This window comes from Paenibacillus sp. UNC499MF (assembly GCF_900107975.1).
Lineage (GTDB): Bacteria > Bacillota > Bacilli > Paenibacillales > NBRC-103111 > Paenibacillus_F.
This window is the reverse complement of sequence record NZ_FNVF01000005.1, coordinates 135,782-152,579: the sequence shown is the minus strand read 5'-3', so window position 1 is coordinate 152,579 and position 16,798 is coordinate 135,782. Positions and strand designations below refer to the sequence as shown.

The 16,798-nt window shown below is 58.8% G+C and carries 18 protein-coding genes; 11 read left to right on the top strand and 7 right to left on the bottom strand.

All coding sequences use genetic code 11. The features are described from left to right. The first annotated feature begins 108 nt into the window (after positions 1-108). The gene (locus C4S74_RS13215) at positions 109-1,341 is read left to right on the top strand and encodes a glycosyltransferase family 4 protein (protein WP_103995784.1); all 1,233 of its coding nucleotides are present in this window, start codon (positions 109-111) and stop codon (positions 1,339-1,341) included. A 127-nt stretch (positions 1,342-1,468) separates the two neighbouring features. Here the strand turns inward: C4S74_RS13215 and C4S74_RS13210 are convergent, their stop codons facing one another. Further along, the gene (locus C4S74_RS13210; RefSeq protein WP_103995783.1) at positions 1,469-1,933 is read right to left on the bottom strand and encodes a hypothetical protein; all 465 of its coding nucleotides are present in this window, start codon (positions 1,931-1,933) and stop codon (positions 1,469-1,471) included. A 102-nt stretch (positions 1,934-2,035) separates the two neighbouring features. Beyond that, positions 2,036-2,437 carry a hypothetical protein gene (locus C4S74_RS13205; RefSeq protein ID WP_103995782.1) on the bottom strand — a complete coding sequence of 134 codons (402 nt, stop codon included), beginning with the start codon at positions 2,435-2,437 and terminating at the stop codon, positions 2,036-2,038. Between the two features lie 174 nt (positions 2,438-2,611). On the opposite strand from C4S74_RS13205, the gene C4S74_RS13200 reads away from it, so the two are divergent. Beyond that, positions 2,612-3,241 carry a DUF1796 family putative cysteine peptidase gene (locus tag C4S74_RS13200; protein ID WP_103995781.1) on the top strand — a complete coding sequence of 210 codons (630 nt, stop codon included), beginning with the start codon at positions 2,612-2,614 and terminating at the stop codon, positions 3,239-3,241. Positions 3,242-3,269: 28 nt separating this feature from the next. Then, on the top strand, positions 3,270-3,878 hold the full coding sequence (locus tag C4S74_RS13195; RefSeq protein ID WP_103995780.1) for a DUF1796 family putative cysteine peptidase: 609 nt from the start codon (positions 3,270-3,272) through the stop codon (positions 3,876-3,878). Positions 3,879-3,893: 15 nt separating this feature from the next. Here the strand turns inward: C4S74_RS13195 and C4S74_RS26555 are convergent, their stop codons facing one another. Then, the gene (locus tag C4S74_RS26555; RefSeq protein ID WP_181024407.1) at positions 3,894-4,034 is read right to left on the bottom strand and encodes a hypothetical protein; all 141 of its coding nucleotides are present in this window, start codon (positions 4,032-4,034) and stop codon (positions 3,894-3,896) included. A 77-nt stretch (positions 4,035-4,111) separates the two neighbouring features. Here C4S74_RS26555 and C4S74_RS13190 point away from each other — a divergent pair, with 77 nt between their 5' ends. The 5 genes from C4S74_RS13190 (at position 4,112) to C4S74_RS13170 (ending at position 7,562) form a co-directional block, all read left to right on the top strand. Beyond that, positions 4,112-4,933, top strand: a complete 822-nt coding sequence (locus C4S74_RS13190; RefSeq protein ID WP_258042478.1) for a glycosyltransferase — start codon at positions 4,112-4,114, stop codon at positions 4,931-4,933. Beyond that, positions 4,930-6,171: a hypothetical protein gene (locus tag C4S74_RS13185; protein ID WP_103995779.1), complete on the top strand. Its 1,242-nt coding sequence runs from the start codon at positions 4,930-4,932 to the stop codon at positions 6,169-6,171. Before C4S74_RS13190 ends, C4S74_RS13185 begins: the two co-directional genes overlap by 4 nt. A 137-nt stretch (positions 6,172-6,308) precedes the next feature. Beyond that, positions 6,309-6,599 carry a hypothetical protein gene (locus tag C4S74_RS13180; RefSeq protein ID WP_103995778.1) on the top strand — a complete coding sequence of 97 codons (291 nt, stop codon included), beginning with the start codon at positions 6,309-6,311 and terminating at the stop codon, positions 6,597-6,599. A gap of 178 nt (positions 6,600-6,777) precedes the next feature. Further along, complete coding sequence (locus C4S74_RS13175) at positions 6,778-7,107, top strand: hypothetical protein (protein ID WP_103995977.1); 330 nt, start codon at positions 6,778-6,780, stop codon at positions 7,105-7,107. After that, on the top strand, positions 7,104-7,562 hold the full coding sequence (locus C4S74_RS13170; protein ID WP_258042477.1) for a hypothetical protein: 459 nt from the start codon (positions 7,104-7,106) through the stop codon (positions 7,560-7,562). Before C4S74_RS13175 ends, C4S74_RS13170 begins: the two co-directional genes overlap by 4 nt. A gap of 60 nt (positions 7,563-7,622) precedes the next feature. Here the strand turns inward: C4S74_RS13170 and C4S74_RS13165 are convergent, their stop codons facing one another. Continuing rightward, positions 7,623-8,606, bottom strand: a complete 984-nt coding sequence (locus tag C4S74_RS13165; protein ID WP_103995777.1) for a ketoacyl-ACP synthase III — start codon at positions 8,604-8,606, stop codon at positions 7,623-7,625. Between the two features lie 286 nt (positions 8,607-8,892). Between C4S74_RS13165 and C4S74_RS13160 the strand changes: the two genes are divergently transcribed. Continuing rightward, positions 8,893-10,203, top strand: coding sequence for a purine/pyrimidine permease (locus C4S74_RS13160; RefSeq protein ID WP_103995776.1), 1,311 nt, complete (start codon positions 8,893-8,895; stop codon positions 10,201-10,203). Between the two features lie 277 nt (positions 10,204-10,480). Here the strand turns inward: C4S74_RS13160 and C4S74_RS13155 are convergent, their stop codons facing one another. Both C4S74_RS13155 and C4S74_RS13150 read right to left on the bottom strand, forming a co-directional pair. Further along, positions 10,481-12,229: a sensor histidine kinase KdpD gene (locus tag C4S74_RS13155; protein ID WP_103995775.1), complete on the bottom strand. Its 1,749-nt coding sequence runs from the start codon at positions 12,227-12,229 to the stop codon at positions 10,481-10,483. Beyond that, on the bottom strand, positions 12,226-12,984 hold the full coding sequence (locus C4S74_RS13150; RefSeq protein ID WP_103995774.1) for a response regulator transcription factor: 759 nt from the start codon (positions 12,982-12,984) through the stop codon (positions 12,226-12,228). The genes C4S74_RS13155 and C4S74_RS13150 overlap by 4 nt, the downstream gene beginning before the upstream one ends. 238 nt (positions 12,985-13,222) lie before the next feature. Here C4S74_RS13150 and C4S74_RS13145 point away from each other — a divergent pair, with 238 nt between their 5' ends. Together C4S74_RS13145 and C4S74_RS13140 are read left to right on the top strand one after the other, a co-directional pair. Beyond that, positions 13,223-14,224, top strand: coding sequence for a M23 family metallopeptidase (locus C4S74_RS13145; protein ID WP_103995773.1), 1,002 nt, complete (start codon positions 13,223-13,225; stop codon positions 14,222-14,224). Positions 14,225-14,362: 138 nt separating this feature from the next. Then, positions 14,363-15,283, top strand: a complete 921-nt coding sequence (locus C4S74_RS13140) for an S-layer homology domain-containing protein (protein ID WP_258042476.1) — start codon at positions 14,363-14,365, stop codon at positions 15,281-15,283. A gap of 441 nt (positions 15,284-15,724) precedes the next feature. On the opposite strand, the gene glpX is transcribed toward C4S74_RS13140, so the two are convergent. Then, complete coding sequence (gene glpX / locus C4S74_RS13130) at positions 15,725-16,699, bottom strand: class II fructose-bisphosphatase (protein WP_103995770.1); 975 nt, start codon at positions 16,697-16,699, stop codon at positions 15,725-15,727. Positions 16,700-16,798 lie beyond the last annotated feature (99 nt).

The following is a 16,798-nucleotide window of genomic DNA, read 5'->3' as shown; positions in this document are numbered from 1 at the left end:
GTTATCCCGTCCATATGATGGAAGAAGATGCTTGTTCTCCGCGCAAAAGATGCGGGCTGCAGGGACGCCGGTTAAGAAGGATACAGAGGCGAAACGGGGGGAAGGTTCTTGAAAATACTGCTTGCGACCTATTGGCCGGTTCCGCATGTCGGCGGGGTATGGCCTTTTATGCTCCAGCTTAAAAACCGCCTGGAAAACTGGGGACACCAGGTCGATTTAATGGGAAACGGACCGGACGAACCTAAATATTACATCTACGGAACCGGACAAAAAGTGATGAAAGACGACCTGATGCACATGCTTCAGGCCAAATTAAACCGGGGCGCGCTGCCGGTCCTTCATCAGGACCCGCTCGTGCACCGCGTGGAACTGGACCGCTACTGCATGGAACTGGCCGCCGCTTCGTTCGGACTCCAGCAGTACGACGTTATCCATGCCCAGGACGTGATTGCCTCCATCGCGTTAAACCGGGTAAGGCCGCCAAGCACCGGGCTGGTAGCGAGCCTTCACGGCTCTTTGGCAAGGGAGATTAAAATATTGCTGGATGAGGACGGCAGACTCGATTCCGAGACGCTGAGGCCCCTTGCGCATCTGTATTACCGGACGCTGGAATATCACGGCGCCATGGCGGCGGAGAAGGCGGTAACGGCTTCCCACTGGCTGAAAAACGTCCTTTCCCGGGATTACGGCGTGCCCGCCGGGCATATCGATGTATCGCCCTACGGATTCGATATGGAGCCGTTCGCGCGCAAGCTCGCCGCCGGTACCCCCCTGGCCCGTCCGGAAGGAAAAAAGCTGATCGTGTGCCCGGCGCGTCTGGAAACGATCAAAGGTATTCACTTCCTGATCGAGGCCCTGGCCAAATTGAAACAAAAGCGCAGCGACTGGGTCTGCTGGCTGGTCGGCGACGGTGACAAACGCGAGGAGCTTATCGCTCAGGTTCGCGCTTCCGGTCTTGAGGGTGACGTCTCGTTCCTCGGCCACCGGGAAGACGTGCCGGCTATCCTGGTGCTCTCGGATATTTTCGTTCACCCGAGCGTACAGGATAACCAGCCCTTTGCCGTCATGGAAGCGCAGGCGGCGGGCAAGCCGGCCGTCGTGTCCAATGCGGGCGGGCTGCCGGAGATGGTCGCGCACGGAGAGACGGGGTTTGTCTCGGGCGTAGGCGACACCGGCACGCTGGCCTTTCACCTGGAGCTGCTGCTTGCCGACGACAGCCTCCGGCTGAGGCTGGGCGAAGCCGCCCGTGTTTCAGGCCGTGAGCGCTGGTCTCTGGACCGGATGACCGAGCATTTCATGAAAGCTTATCTGGCGGCCGGACGCAGCCGGGGACGACTTTAGCCGATGCGGATGACCGCCTCGAAACCTCACGTTAGACGTGAGGTTTTTTTGTTTGGGACGAAGCGCCGGCGGACGCAAAAAAAGCAGACAGGATGTTACCCTGTCTGCCTTTGCCGCAAAGATCCCCTTACGGAGCGATAACGAATGCCCCGAAGTGAACGGGCCCGCGAATCGATATGCTGCCCAGTCCGCGGACGGCAACGGTCAGGAAGTAAGGCTGCGAGCCGGCCGGAACGACTGCGGCTGAAATCGAATGCTGGAAGGAAACCGTCAAGATGTTGTCCGTGATAGTCGTCAGGACACCGGTCCCGATCAGAGCCGAATCGTCCGTCTCGTAAATGACGGTTCCTGTCGGGCTGCCTACACGGATTCTGACCTGCAGAATCGGGAGCAGCGGAGTAGCGAGAAGGAGATCAGGCTGCCAGCCGATCGTACCCTCGAAACGGAGAATGTTAGTCGTTGCCGCAGGCGACAGGTTAATTGTGGCGACTTCGAGCTCAACGCCGCCGAGCAGCGGATTTGTCACCGGAAAAGGGAGGGAGCCTGCGCCTATGAGAGCATCATTAGTCTGATAGTCCAAAATGGTAGCCATGGTATGTCATTCCCTTCTGGAAAAATTATCTTGCAAGATTAGTAAATTCACGAATGGACCGTTTCGATACGGACAAGTAGACGGGGGAAAACAACCATTTCGTCAAACTTCATCTTCTTCCAGAACAAATCCCTCGAAGAGAATAGGCCCCTCTATCAGCGCTTTGCCCCCGGGCGAACGCACCGTCAAGTAGTAAACGGCGATTTCCGCCGGGCCTCCTTCGTCCTCTCCCTCCATCTTGGCCGTTCCTCCGCGGAAGCGGGAATCTTCGCTGCTCTCGACGACGGGTCCGCCCGGGTGGTCGCGCCGTATTTTGAGTTCCAGCTCTCCGATGTCGTATGTGACGGGATTGGTCCAGGCTACGCTTACTTTAAAAGCAATCCGGATGCCCGGCGTTATTCCGTATAAATAAAGGGGACACAGGAACACTTCCTGATCGCTTGCCTGAAGGGGCAGCGCGTGCGTGTGTCGGTCTATCTCCACCTTTTGATAGTACTTGTACATACCTTCACCTCCGTGTTCCGGATGCCCGTGTTTCGCATCCTTTCTAACAGAGTATGGCCGGGGCGCAGCGCCGGATTGGATGTGCGCGTCCATTTTTCCGGGCAAGGACGGGGGTCCAAGCTGAATGCCCTTTTCCCGCATTGTATACAAGAGGATGCCAAAGGAGGGAGTACGATGCGTTTACAAGATTTGGCGGGGGGCTACGATGCCGTCTTCAGCCTTGGACAAAACTGCCTACCGGCGATTCAGATGGAGAAGCACGGCCTGCGTTCTTCCGCTGGAGTGCTGGATTGGATGATGTCGGATTCGCTCGCGGACGTGAACCGGCTGCTCGGCAGACGGTTTGACGGATTCATGGAGCTTGCCAATATGAGCGTGGTGGAGCCGGTCACCCTTCAGCCTAATTATCAAGTGAAGGATTCCGCTTACGGCGTGATATCGGTACACGATTTCCCGGTAAACCGGAATTCGCCGGAACAGCTTTTCACCTATGGAGAATTCAAAGAGAAACTGAACCGCCGGATTAACCGGTTTTTAAAAAAATTAAGCGAGGAACAGCGGATCCTGTTCATTCGCATGCACGGAACCTATGAGGAGACCGCCGAGCTGGAGCAGGTGCTGAACGGACTGGTCACGCACGAATACAAGATCCTGCTGGTGGAATACGACCAGGTTCCGGGACTCGTCGAATTAGACTGGCCGCTACCGCATACGTGCGCCGTCCAGGTCCCCTATGCCGACATCTGGAATTTTAACAGCGACCGCTGGTGGGATACTTTTTTTGCGGATATCAGTTTGAAATAAGGCATGGCAGGAAGGAGACGGAGCGCCCATGGACTTAAGCGGGATAGCCGGAAAGTACGATATGATTTACAGCCTGGGAGAAAACTGCACTCCCTCCATCCAGTTGAAAAGAATGAACCTGCGTTCGTTTTCAGGCGTGTTCGACTGGATGATATCCGAGCTGCAGGACATAAACGGAGTGCTGGATAAGAGATTCCAAGGTTTTATGGAACTTCCCAATTTGAAAGCGATCGGGGTCGATTACGCAGGGGGCAATTTTCTAGTCGAGGATAGAAAATCGCGGATTGTTTCAGCTCATGATTTTCCGCAAAGGGAGAATCATATTTTCCATCTGGCTTCGTATCCGGAATTCAGGAGCAAACTTGACCGCCGCATCTACCGGACCTTGCATTATCTGATGCACGGCAAACGGCTACTGTTTGTCCGTACGAATGCTTACTACGAGGAGGCGCGGGAGCTGGAGCGGGTGCTGAACGGGCTGGTGAAGCAGGACTACCGGGTGCTGATAATCAACCACAGCAACGCGGACGGCATTACCGACCTGAACTGGCCCCTGCCCCGGACGTGCGCGGTCGGCTGCTACAGCATCAACCCGGACTGCTGGGATAAGCTTTTCAAAGACGTCAGCCTGAGCTGAACCGGAAGCGGATATTCACAAAAAGGCGGGACGTTCACCGGGCTGTGCGCCTGCAAGCTGTTGGCGGTGCCGCATGGCGGGTGGAGGCTCTTCACGCAGGGGATGCCCCCGCTTCTCCGGCTGGAAAGACAGCCCTTTTTTTGCGCGTCTCCACATCAGCCCTCCCGATCCGGCGGTCCGGCCCATAGGATAGGAAGAAGAGGCGCAGAGATGGAGAGGGAGGTGAGCGGCAGGTGAAGAAGAGAAGGAAGACACCGCCTGCGCAAAGCCGGAGCGGGAAGAGCCTGCACACGTACCGCAACGATCCCGCTCCGAAGGTGTCCGTGGTGATCCCGGTCTACAACGAACGACGGTCTCTTGCGGCTGTCATAAGGGAAGCGTACCGCGTTCATCCGAGCGTGGAAGTAATTGCCGTAGTGAACGGCTCTACGGACGGTTCCCGCCGCATCGTGGAGAAGATGGGACCGAGGATGATCTCGTTCGATACGGCTCTCGGCCACGATGTCGGCAGAGCCGTCGGAGCGCGGGCGGCCAGAGGAGATATTGTGCTTTTTACGGACGGGGATATCGTCATCCCTGCCGCAAAGCTCTCCTCTTTCGTCAGAGCCGTAGAAGACGGGGCGGATGTAGCCATGAACACTTACGTAGGGCCGGTCAAGCGCGACAGCGTCCACCGTGTCGTCCTTGCCAAGCATGCGCTGACCGCGATGCTGGACCGGCCGGACCTTGCGGGAACGTCGCTGACGACAATTCCGCACGCGTTAAGCCGCAGGGCCATAAGCGAAATCGGGGCGGAGGCGCTCGCCGTACCGCCCAAGGCGCTTGCCCTTGCGCTGCGTAAAGGGCTAAACGTTAAGGCCGTAGAGTATGCGGCCGTGGGAGCCAAAAATCCGAGGAGGCGAAAAAGCGCCGGAAGCGATCCCGTAGGGGACTTGATCATAGGCGATCATCTGGAAGCGCTGCATGCGTGGATCGAAGCCGGAGTGCTCCCGGAAGCGGCGGCGGAGCCGGCTCCCCCGGACAGAGACAGAGACAGGGAAGGAGGGAGCGGATGAAACGGCAGACGACTAAGAAGAAGCCGTCCGGTATGGCAAGAGGACAGAAGCGGCGGAGTCCGATGCGGTCCCGCAGCGGAAGAGCCGGTAAAACCGGCGCGGAGACGAAGGCGGGAACGCTCCCGAAGGGACGGCGGATTGCCGAGCTTGCCGCGGCCGGAAGGAGACTGGGAGGCCTGCTGGCCGCAGGCTTGCCGCTCCCGTCCGCTTCTGTGGACGGAGACGAAGCGGGCTTCTGCCGGACGGATGAAGCGGCGGCGCGCAGACAGATGAACGAACTCTGGACCCGCCACGGCGGGGTGCTGAGCGGCCTGAATCCTGCGGGGCCGGAGTATGCGGCTGCGGCGTCGGCTTTTGCGCAGGGCTACTGCGAGAGAGCGGGGCTGCTGGACAAAGGCTGGTTTCCGTTTCCTTCGGATCAGCGGGTTTCCGCCGTTGTCCTTTTACACGGCGTGGGCCCGGAATCCTTTGCCGGGCAAGATTTGTCCCTGCACAGACTGCTCGGGGAGCTTCAGAGGCTGGCTCTGCACGAGGTTATTTTCGCATCGCGTGACGCCGCCGTTGCGCATGCGCTGGTTCAAGCGGCCGGGGCTCCGGGCCTGGGGGCGGAAGTGAAGCATGTCGTCGCCGAGGTCGGTACCGCCGGAGGCGGAGACGACAGGCAGGCGGCTGCGGCTGCGGCGGAAGGCGATATCCTGATATTCCTGGACGCTTCCGTGCCTACGGCGGCGGAAGAAATCGCTGCGCTGGCCGGCGCGGTAGCCGGAGGAAGCGATGCCGTTTTGTGGAGCAGCTCCGCGGAGCTTCCGCTTTTTCATAAACGGACGCCCGAAATCATGGCGAAGCAGTTCGTCAACTACGCGCTGGGCCGCAGGGATTTGCAGGCGGACAGCTTGACCGTCCTGCCCCATGCTTTGTCCCGGCAGGCCGTGACGAGGCTCGGGGAGGAGCTTTCCCATCCCGCCAGGGCGCATGGAGCCGCTCTGCTCGAAGGGCTCGCGGTAGCCTCCGTACGGCCTTACGGCGGGTATGCCCGGACCGCGGGGGGCGGCCGGCCTTCCGCCTGGCTGGACCGGAGCCGGGCTTCCGACCATCTGGAAGCGCTGGGGTTCGCCATGGAGAGGCTCGGTCCCCGGCTTTACTATCCGGACAACTGGCGGCGCCGGGGATATGCCGCGGATGCGGGTGCTGCGGTGGAAACGTCCGTCAACGGGGATTTTGCACGGGAAAGCATGTGAAGCCGGAACGGATGAAGCGCGGACAGCCATAACCGATTAAACCCCGGATACCGTCTTGTCCGCGGACAACGGCGGTTCTCCGTGCATATACTTTTGAATAAAGAAACCAGGACGGTGCAGGGGGAAGGAGGTGCGGGATGGAGCGCGAAAAAGACACGCTGGTGAGACATATTTCCAGATCCCATTTGGAGCTTGCCAAAATTCTTCATTATAAAAGCGAGGTAGCCGCGCATATGGCGGGACTGATCGGTCAAATTCCGGATGAAAACCCGGCATTCGGGGATATCGAAACGCTTCTCAACCAGTCGGTTAACGTGACGCGGAATGTAACGAGTTACTTGTCCTCGCTCGCGGATCTGGAAGAAGCGCTGGCGACCAATCTCGGGCTTGCCGTGAAGGAATTGGAAAACAGCGAAGAAAACGAATAACACCGGATAGACGGGAGTCTTAAACTTAAGTTGAAAAACGGATGCCGTGAGCGGATATCGGAAGATGAAGACTCATGCGGGGGCCGGAAGCGGGTGCTGATGGCCGGACGTGCGGAACGGGAAGCCGGGCAGGACGGATTACGCAAGGCAAGAAAAGAAAGAAAGGCGGGCGGAGCTTGTGAGCAGGGAAGTCTCCTATGTACGGATTCTCCAGTCCGTGGCGCAAATGCAGGTGAGCATCGCGTCGATACTGGAAGCGAAAGCGGCGGAAGCCGAGAAATCGAAGGCCTGGATATGCAGTCATCTGACCGCGCGGCAGTTTGCCACACATCAGGATCAGGTGCAGCAGCCGCTGGAAGTTCATGACGGTTTGATTGAGCTGATTGAAGCGATGACGAGGATGGAACAATCGCTTGGCAGACATCTGCAGATTGTAATCGGGGAACAGGAAAATCAGGGCGGAGGTCTTGGCGATTACTCCGAGCTGCTCGGAGGCGGGAACAAATGAACCCGCGTCTGACGGAAGAGGCCTGGAAGCTCGAAATGCTGCAGGCTCTCGCCCGCAGCCAGCGGGCGATGATGCGTATAACCGAGGCCGCCGCCGCAATGCCGGGAACCGATGCTACGGCTGCGGGCTCTTCCTGGGGAGAAGCGGGTACGGCGGGCGGGAGTCAGCCCGCCGACCTGCTGCTTTCTCCGGAGGCGTTGCCCGGAGGCCAAGGGCCCGGTTCGCCGGTCAGTGGGCTTCTCCAGACGCTGGCCGCCTATCATTTTGTGCTGCAGCGCAAAATAGACCTGCTGCTTCCGCCGCGCCGCCGCCGGTCGAAGACCGCCGCGAAGCCGTGGCTGAACACGCGGGCGCAGGTCCGCTCCGGCACGGCGTACGCCAGCCCCGGCGCGGAAGAGCCCGGCGGGAACGCCGCGGGGCGCCGTCTTCCGGACCGGCCGGCTGAGTCCGGCTGAGGAAGCCGGCGCCCTGAGCCGGTGCCGGGTCGGTGCGGGTGCAAGTGCAGGCGCGGTGGTTTATCCCCAGCGCACCAGCAGCCCCCCGTGGACGAGTCCGCCGCCGAAGCCGTAGAGCAGAAGCAGATCGCCCGGCTTGATTTTGCCTTCCTTAAGTCCCATATGAAGCGAGAGCGGAATGGTGGCCGCAGATGTATTACCGTAGTACTCCAGGCTGTACAGTGTCTTCTCGACAGGGAAATCCATGCGCTCGCAGAGGGATTCGATAATGCGCAGATTGGCGCTGTGCGGAATAAACCAGTCTACTCCGGACATCGTCATGCCGGCCGAATCCAGCAGAGCGCTTACCCCTTTGGGGACGGTACCGACCGCGAATTTGTACACTTCCCGGCCGTTTTGGACAAGCTTTCCCGCACCGTCCAGAGCTTTCTCTCCGATCCGGTCCGCCAATCCGGTGCGGTACAAATGCACGCCGCCCGTACCGTCCGAGCCCAGATGATGCCCGAGGAATGCGCCGGGAGCATCGCCGGGTGCCGCCTCAACAAGAGCGGCTCCGGCACCGTCGCCGAGCAGAATGCACGTGGTACGGTCCGTATAATCGGTAATGGCCGACATGTGATCGGCGCCGAGCACGAGAATTTTGCGGTGCAGGCCCGCCGTTATAAAAGCGTTCGCTGTATGAAGCGCGTAAACGAAGCCCGCGCAGGTCGCGTTAAGGTCAAGAGCGCCCGTTGACGGGATGCCGAAGTGCGCCTGTACGAGACAGGATACCGTCGGAAAAGGGAGATCCGGCGTGTTGGTCGCCGTCAGGATAAGATCCACATCTTCCAGAGCAACCCCGTATTCGGCGATCATGTTATCGATGGCGGAGATGCACATATGACTCGTATATTCTCCGGGAGCGGCGATCCGTCTTTCCCGCATGCCGGTCCTTTGCACGATCCATTCGTCGTTCGTTTCCACCAGGCGCTCCAGATCGGAGTTCGTTAATCTTTTTTCGGGAACATAGCTGCCCACCGCGGAAATTCTTGCTTTCGAGTTCATACGCTCACCTCATCGAATATGGTAGTTGATATTAGTACCAGGTACTAAATATAATTTACTCCATAGAAGCCCCCTCTGTCAATCGGCTAATCTCTCTTAAAAATTTTATTGCAGGAGAGGCTCTGTTTGACGTGAGTTAAGCAGACGGACGCGGTCGGTATCCGGTAAAAGATTTTTCCGGATTTCTTGCCAAACTTTGTTCGTGTGGGATATGATTATTTTTTTAACATATCTTAAGACTGTAAAGATTTGTTTATAGTCGAGTCCGACAAGGAGTCTTGTTCCGATGAAATTGTTTTTTTCTACGATTCAGTGGCTGGCCTTTATTCTGGCCGGAAGCCTGGTCGCTCCGCTTGCCGTAGGCAATGCGCTGCACCTGCCACCCGCGGATATCGCGACTTTTATGCAGCGGACTTTTCTGCTGATCGGCGTCTCCGCCCTGCTGCAAACGCTTTTCGGCCACAAACTGCCGATGATGGAAGGCCCCGCCGGCCTGTGGTGGGGTATTTTCGTTGTGTACGCGGGCCTGATTTCTTCGGGTGCCTTGGCGCTCGCGGACGGTCTTCGCCAGCTTGAAATGGGCATGCTTTTGACGGGGGCGCTGTTTCTGCTGCTCGGTGCCCTGGGGTGGATCGGAAAAATCCGCAGGCTCTTCACGCCGCTTGTTACAGGCACGTATCTGCTGATCCTGGTCGCCCAGCTCAGCGGCTCTTTTATGAAAGGACTGCTTGGAATCGGCTATCTGCAGGATGCCGTGGATTCGCGGGTTGCCCTGCCGGCTTTCGCCGTGCTTCTGCTTTCGATGCTCCTGCCGAGGACCCGCAGCCGGTTTCTCCGGAATTACTCGATTTTGCTTTCGCTGCTGACGGGCTGGGTCCTGTTTATGCTGCTGGGTATCGCGCCGGACGTACCGGCTTCGGCTTCGGCGTTCGCCCTGCCGGGGATTTTCGAGTGGGGCCTGCCGCAGTGGGACGCGGGCATCCTGCCGACGTCCGTTCTGATCGGCCTGCTGCTGCTCGCGAACCTCATTGCCAGCATTCAGGTCGTGGAAAAAGTGTCCGCCGATAAAACTGCGGCCGCACCCCCCGTGAACTACAACCGCACCAGTCTGATGATGGGCGTCTCGACGGCGCTCGGCGGTTTGTTTTCCGCGATGGGCTGCGTGCCCATTTCGGGAACCGCCGGCTTCATACTGACGACAGGGCTGGTTCAGCGTCTGCCGTTCGTGCTGGCTTCCGCCGGCATGGTGCTGATCAGCCTGTTTCCGCCGGTCACGGCTATCTTCACCTCTCTGCCGATGCCGGTGGGCTACGCGGTCATTTTCGTGCCGTTCGCATCGATGATCGGCCTTGCGCTGCGCGAATACCATTCGCTTAAAGGCGGAGACCGCGATTACTTTATTATCGGGGTATCGCTCATGATCGGTATCGGAAGCTTATTTGTTCCCGCTTCGGCGATCGCCCAGCTTCCGGGCCTGGTCCGCACCGTAGCCAACAACGGGCTCGTGCTGGGGATGCTCGTCTGCATCGTCCTGGAGCAGCTTTTTCTCTACCGGGAACGGTCCGCGCGTAAAAAAGAAACCTCGGAGACGGTGTAACGGTAACCGTTCATATGTAAAAAAGCCTCTGACAGACCGGTGCGTGGAATACGCATCATCTGTCAGAGGCTTTTTTGCCTGCCGCGCGGCAGGCAGCGGCGTCAGCGGCCCGCGCGTCGGCGGTCGCCCGCCTGCGTACCGCCGCCGATGCGGGAGCCGCAGGCATGCCGCCACAGGCCCCCGGCGTGACGCTCGGCGGCCGCTCCGCGCCCGCGGTCCTGCGCCGTCCGTCTGCGCCCCAGTCGCGTTCCCGCAGCCGTAACCGTGACTGCCGCTTCTACAGCGTCACGGTTACGGCCGTCCCTCGTCCCGGTTCGCTTTCCGCTGTAATGGAGCCGCCGAGCCGCAAAGCCAGCTGCCTGGCGATTGCCATGCCAAGTCCGGTCCCTCGTGTGGTGCCCTCCGTGTTCGTTCCCCGGTAATAACGGTCGAAAAGCTTAGCCAGGGTCTGCTTGTCCATGCCGACTCCGTTATCTTCCACACGCAGGAGAAAACCTCCCGGCGGGGAAGCGGTCCCCTCGGGCGCTTTCCGAAGGAGCACCCGAATTTGTGTGGACGGAGGATTATGGCGCACGGCGTTGGCAACGAGGTTGTCGAGGATACGGCGGAGAGCCTGCCGGTCGACAGAGCGGACAAGCGCCTCCTCTTCCGGCTCGAACGACACGTTGGCGTGGGCGAACTCGGCATCGTTCACGACGCCGAGAATACAGCGGCGCACGAATTCGTTGAGCTCGGTTTGTTCCGCGCTTTGGGGCCGTTCGTCGTTGCTGAGGCGGAAAGTGAAACTGAGATCGCCGATCAGCTCATCCATAAAATCCGCCTTATCTTTGATGATGGCGGCGAATTCCCGTATTTCCCGCTCCGTCCATGTATAATGGGGCGTTTCGAGCATATGGGCGTACCCTTTGATGGACGCGAGCGGCGTCTTCAGATCGTGCGAGATGCCGGAGATCCATTCGTCCCGCGTCCGCTCCAGACGCTCACGGGCTTCCTCGGCGGAGCTTAAAGCGCCCGACAGATGCTGCATCGACTGCATCACATCGCCGTAAAGACGGTAGCGCCGCTTGAGGCGCCCGTCCCTGCGCCGGCTGCCCGATCTTCCTTCCGCACCGCCCGGCTCCGTGTATTCACCCCGGCTGAGCCGGTGCAGCCACGCGAGAATATGCACGATCGGGGTACCGAAGCGGTGGCCGTACCAGAACGCCGCTCCGACGAGCAGCACGAGCATTCCGGCGGCGAGGCCGGCGAATGCCGTGAGCATAACCTGCGCCTCCGTAGCGGGGAAAACGTCCGGCTCCGCGCCGCGCGAGGGAACATGCGCGACCCAGGTGCGGCCATCCTCCAGGCTGCGCGAAGCGGAGGCGTACCCGTAGCGCTCGCTGTACTGGCGGCGGAGCGCCAGATCCTGCAGCGTATAGACCGCGGGGATCGAATCCGGCCGGTTATACGAAGCAAGCTCGCTTCCGCTGCGGTCAAGCAGCTGAAGAACGGCGCCGGTCCGGTCCAGCTTTTCCCGGACGGACGCGGGTATCTCCGGCTGCTTGTCCCCGGGCGGACCTGCGGCGAGAATCTCGTCCAGCAGGACATTTTCGGCGCTGCGTTTTCCGTAGAGCAGCGTGTAGGTCCGGCCGTCTTTTTCTTCGATCCAGAGAAAAAGGGAGTAGGGGAAGGGCTTGTTCCCCATCCAGTAATCCATAAATTGCCCGGGCTCGTACCGGGCCGGAACGTCGGCGGGCGTCCCGTAAGACCGGATAACCGCTCCGGTTTCGTCCACCGCCTGCAGCCAGCCGCCGGACCGCAGCGCTTTGTCCAGCAGAGCCTCGTCGAAGATCAGCTCCCCGTTCTCCGTCCGCACCGTTTGGACGAGCTTGGACATGCCGGCTTTGCTGAAATCGCGGTTCATTTCCAGCTTCTCCATACCCTTGAACATATAGGCGACGGCTCCGCCGATCAGCAGCAGAATACAACCGCTCACGGTCACAAGCTGAATGACAAAACGGAGAATCAGCCGTTTTCGGACCGTCACGGTACGTGCACCTCCTGCGGGGCCGGCGGCCGCACAAGCTTGTAGCCGAGTCCGCGCACCGTTACGAGAAAACGGGGGTCTCCGGGATTCTCTTCGATCCGTTCTCGTATGCGGTGAATATGCACCATGACGGTATTGTCGTCTCCGTAGCTGTCCGTTCCCCAAACCTGCTCATAGAGCTGCTGCTTGCTGAAAATCCGGTTCGGATGGCGGCACAAAAAAACAAGCAGCTGAAACACGAGTGCCGGACACGCCAGACTTTGATCCTTCACAAGGAGTTCCCCGGCCTGCACATGAACCTGAAAGCGCCCGTAGTCGTAGTGTTCGGAAGCTTCTTCCGCCGCTCCGTCGCCGGCTTTTGGACTTCCGGCATCCGGCGCGGTGCGGAGATCTCGTCTCAAGCGGGCTTTGATGCGTGCCGCTACTTCCAGAGGATTGAACGGCTTCGTCACATAATCGTCTCCCCCCAGAGCGAAACCGGTCAGTTTATCGAGGTCCGAGTCCCTGGCGGTCAGAAAAAGAATCGGCGCATCCGTTTCGGCCCGCAGCAGCGGACAAATATCGAAGCCGCTTTTACCGGGGAGCATGACATCCAGAACAATCAGATCATAGGTTAGCCGTTTGCAAGCCTCCAGGGCCTCTTCGGCGGTTGAGACCGTATCGATCTTTGTAAAACCTTCTTTGGCAAGAACTTTCTCCAGCATATGCAAGAGAGCCGGTTCGTCGTCGACGATCAGCAGCCGGGCTTCTTTCATAGGAAACCGCTCCTCTATTCCATTCTTATTGCTTATCATATCACGATCGGGTGAACCCGTCTGAAACACCGCCTTAACGGAATCTTAACGATTCTGGGAAAAAGGAGCTTTGAAAATAAGCTGCCGGTAATGCGGCGTTTCGGCTGCGGTAATGTCCGCATGATACGCTGAATTTGTCGGAGCAGACAGATGAGAAAGAGGCTCCGCGATCTTAAGCAATCGTAAAGGAGAGGGAGAAATGAAACTGAGAACGACGATCTGGGGGATGACCGCCGTACTGCTGCTGCTTCCGGGTCTTGCCGGCTGCGGCAGAACGGAGCCGTCTTCAGCGGTTTCGCCGTTTGCATCCCCGGCAGCTGCGCCGGGAGCGGAGAAAGAGGCAGAGTTTGAGCCGGGAAACCTGGGGGCCCTATTTTTGCAGGGGAAAATCAAAGAGATCTACAGCCGTTTCAGCCCTGAATTCAAGAAAAAAGTGAGCTTGGAGCAGTTAAACGAACTCGCCGGGGATTTCAACAAAGACGTCCGCGAGTATAAGATGCAGAGCAAGCTGCCCCTCGGAGACGGGGATCGTTACGTATGGACGGACGAGTCCGGGCAAAAAGGGCTGATGGCCGCTATCGACGGCAAGGGGATCATCGGGGGGCTTCAATTCGTGCCCCTGAAGACGTATCCGGCTTCGGACGAAGCATTCAGCCGGACGGAATTTTCCCTTCCTTTCCGGGGAGAGTGGACGGTGTTCTGGGGCGGCACAAACGTGCTTCTGAACTATCATTACGAGCATGAATCGCAGAGATACGCCTACGACCTTGTACAAATCAAGGGAACCTCCAGTTACAACGGCGATCCCGGCAAGCTGGAGAGCTATTACGCGTACGGTCAGGAAGTGACGGCACCGGCTCCCGGAATCGTGAAAGAGGTGGAAAACGGCAGGCCGGATAACGAAATCGGGAAGACCGACGAGAAAAATCCTGCAGGCAATCACGTGGTCATCGACCACGGCGGGGGAGAGTACAGCTTTCTCGCCCATTTTCAAAAAGGCACCGTTGCGGTAAAGCCGGGAGACAAAATCGAACGGGGACAGCTTCTCGGCCGTGTCGGAAACTCGGGCAATACGAGTGAGCCTCATATCCATTTTCACGTTGCGGACGGGGCGGATTTATCCGGTTCCAAGTCTATCCGTATCCGTTTCGAGGAGGGAGCCGCGCCCAAGCAGGGCGACGTTATAAAGGGAGTCCGCTAACAGCCTGAAGACCTCCATTCTTTTTGTCGAAAGCCGCTCCTTTATCTATAGAAGGAATTTATGGAATCGGTTAAAATAGGTAAAAGAGATGCAACATATCGCATGAACGGCTCGTCAGAAGGAGTGGAGGTGAACATTATGAAAAAAATGACGAATATCGTCCTGTTGGCCTCGTTGCTCGTGTTCTCGCTCGGTTCCTCGGCTTTCGCGTTTTCGGATCTGAAGGGCAGCCCCGATGAGGCGGCCATTCAATCTTTGCAGGAGAAAGGAATCGTTGAAGGTATGGACGGCGACAGGTTCGCACCGAATACATCGATGACGGCGGCCCAGGGCGTACAATTAATCGTGAAAGCACTTGATTTGAATCTGGGCAAAATCCGCTTTATCCGCGCGCCTAAAGCAAGCGACAGCTTCTCGAAAGCGAAGGATGACGTCTGGTACTCCGAATCGTTCATCATTGCCGCTATGAACGGTCTTCCGATCGGCCGGGATATCGATCCCCAGCAGACGCTGACACGGGAGCAGTTCGCCGAATGGCTGCATGCTGCGGTGGAGAAAACAGGCCCTTATCCGGTTGTGAACATGTTCGTAAACATTGCGGATCAGGCGGAAGTGACGCCAGGCAGCATGAACGCGATTCAAGTTCTGCTCCTGACCAAAATCGCCAAGCTGGACGATGCTTCGAAGTTCAACCCGAAGAAGCCCGTTTCCCGCGCCGAAGCGGCGGTAATGGCTTATAACGCGATGGAATTCGTCGCCAAGCACAGCAAGTCGGAGGAGCCCGCGACAGCTCCGTCCGAGGAAGAAGGCGTTAGGATCATCGTGGAGAAACAGAGCGATGAACTGAACAAAGTAACCCTCTCCCGCGGCCTTCAGCCTAACCCGGGCTACGCTATCACTATCGACCGGGTCGACTATGTTTCGGATTCGGAGGCCGTAGCCTACTACACGCTGCGCAAGCCCGATCCGGACAAAATGTACCCGGCCGTCATGACCGAAGCGAAAGCCTCCGTCACCGTCAAAGCCGGCTATAAGGTAACGGCCAAGCCGACGAAGTAAACGGCCGGAGCCTGAAATCCCGCCGGTCCGGCACAAGGGGAAGAGAGTCTTCTCCATTGTCCCGGACTTAGGACGATGCCCGCCCGGCATCCCGAACACCTCCCTGAAATCGGATTTCCGATTCCGGGGAGGTGTTCGGCGTTTTACGGGAGATGAAAGAACGTTCCCGTTACGTATGGATTAGGTTTTGACGCCGCACCTATCGGCCGGTCAGCCGGCCATGAAAATACATAGCCGTTTTTGCGTGGATGGTAACCTTGCGCGAACGTTCAATGGTATAGTGAGGGCAATCTAATTTAGCGGCGGCCGGTGTCTCCGGGAAAGCGGAACAGCTTTCAAAGCGGCCCGGCTGCACGGCCCGATTCCGGGAAAGCCGCAACAAACAGAAAAAGGACGCGATCCGAATGATCGCGTCCTTTTTCTGCTTAATCAACTCAGAGCCTAACCCACCACCGCCATCGCCACCGGCTTGCTCGGCAGATGGTGAATCGAGCGGACATACCGGATCGTCCGCGTTTTCGCGCGCATGACGATGGAGTGCGTTTCCGCCCGCTCGGCGGAGAGAAAACGCACGCCGCCCAGGAAATCGCCCGGCGTAATGCCCGTTGCGGCGAAGATAACATCGTCGTCGCCGATCATATCCGGCAGGCGCAGCAGCTTCGCCGGATCGTCGATGCCCATCGCGCGGCAGCGCGCCGCGTCTTCTTCGCCGGACGGCATGAGGCGGCCCTGCAGCTCGCCGCCCAGACATTGCAGCGCGGCCGCGGCCAGCACGCCTTCCGGCGCGCCGCCGGAGCCGATGTAGAGATCGACGCCGGATTCGGGGAATGCCGGCGCCATCGCTCCGGCCACGTCGCCGTCGCTGAGCAGCTTGAGCCGGACGCCGACCCGTCGCAGCACGGCGATGTGCTCCGCATGGCGTTCGCGGTCGAGGATCGACACCGTCAGATCGGCGATGTTCTTGTCGAGCAGGCGGGCCGCCGCCCGAAGCGTCTTCTCCAGCGGCTCGTCCAGGCTCAGCTTTCCGCAAAGCGCGGTGCCAACGGCCAGCTTCTCCATATACATATCGGGCGCATGCAGGAGTTTGCCTTTGTCTGCTACCGCGATAACCGCGAGGGCATTGTTGAGCGCTTTGGAAACGAGCTCTGTGCCTTCCACGGGATCGACGGCAATGTCGACTTCGGGGCCGTCCCCGCTGCCTACGCTCTCTCCGATATAGAGCATGGGCGCCTCGTCCATTTCGCCTTCGCCGATCACGACGGTTCCTTTCATGGAAACGGAACGGAAGGATTCCCTCATGGCGGCTGTAGCGGCACCGTCCGCCTCGTTCTTATCCCCGCGCCCCATCCAGCGGGCGGCCGCAAGTGCCGCGGCTTCCGTCACGCGTACAATTTCCAAAGACAGTTCTCTCTGCATCTTCTGTTTTCCCTCCACACGTTTAATATGACTCATATTTAAATTAATGTGTTGTACTAAATACTAATATATGATATAAAATAAGTGAAATCAATCCTT

What these genes read in the sequence shown, in the direction of transcription:
- C4S74_RS13210 (WP_103995783.1), bottom strand. Translation starts at nt 1,933, where the DNA reads ATGGCTACCATTTTGGACTATCAGACTAATGATGCTCTCATAGGCGCA.
- C4S74_RS13205 (WP_103995782.1), bottom strand. Translation starts at nt 2,437, where the DNA reads ATGTACAAGTACTATCAAAAGGTGGAGATAGACCGACACACGCACGCG.
- C4S74_RS13200 (WP_103995781.1), top strand. Translation starts at nt 2,612, where the DNA reads ATGCGTTTACAAGATTTGGCGGGGGGCTACGATGCCGTCTTCAGCCTT.
- C4S74_RS13195 (WP_103995780.1), top strand. Translation starts at nt 3,270, where the DNA reads ATGGACTTAAGCGGGATAGCCGGAAAGTACGATATGATTTACAGCCTG.
- C4S74_RS26555 (WP_181024407.1), bottom strand. Translation starts at nt 4,034, where the DNA reads ATGTGGAGACGCGCAAAAAAAGGGCTGTCTTTCCAGCCGGAGAAGCGG.
- C4S74_RS13185 (WP_103995779.1), top strand. Translation starts at nt 4,930, where the DNA reads ATGAAACGGCAGACGACTAAGAAGAAGCCGTCCGGTATGGCAAGAGGA.
- C4S74_RS13180 (WP_103995778.1), top strand. Translation starts at nt 6,309, where the DNA reads ATGGAGCGCGAAAAAGACACGCTGGTGAGACATATTTCCAGATCCCAT.
- C4S74_RS13170 (WP_258042477.1), top strand. Translation starts at nt 7,104, where the DNA reads ATGAACCCGCGTCTGACGGAAGAGGCCTGGAAGCTCGAAATGCTGCAG.
- C4S74_RS13165 (WP_103995777.1), bottom strand. Translation starts at nt 8,606, where the DNA reads ATGAACTCGAAAGCAAGAATTTCCGCGGTGGGCAGCTATGTTCCCGAA.
- C4S74_RS13160 (WP_103995776.1), top strand. Translation starts at nt 8,893, where the DNA reads ATGAAATTGTTTTTTTCTACGATTCAGTGGCTGGCCTTTATTCTGGCC.
- C4S74_RS13150 (WP_103995774.1), bottom strand. Translation starts at nt 12,984, where the DNA reads ATGAAAGAAGCCCGGCTGCTGATCGTCGACGACGAACCGGCTCTCTTG.
- C4S74_RS13145 (WP_103995773.1), top strand. Translation starts at nt 13,223, where the DNA reads ATGAAACTGAGAACGACGATCTGGGGGATGACCGCCGTACTGCTGCTG.
- C4S74_RS13140 (WP_258042476.1), top strand. Translation starts at nt 14,363, where the DNA reads ATGAAAAAAATGACGAATATCGTCCTGTTGGCCTCGTTGCTCGTGTTC.
- glpX (WP_103995770.1), bottom strand. Translation starts at nt 16,699, where the DNA reads ATGCAGAGAGAACTGTCTTTGGAAATTGTACGCGTGACGGAAGCCGCG.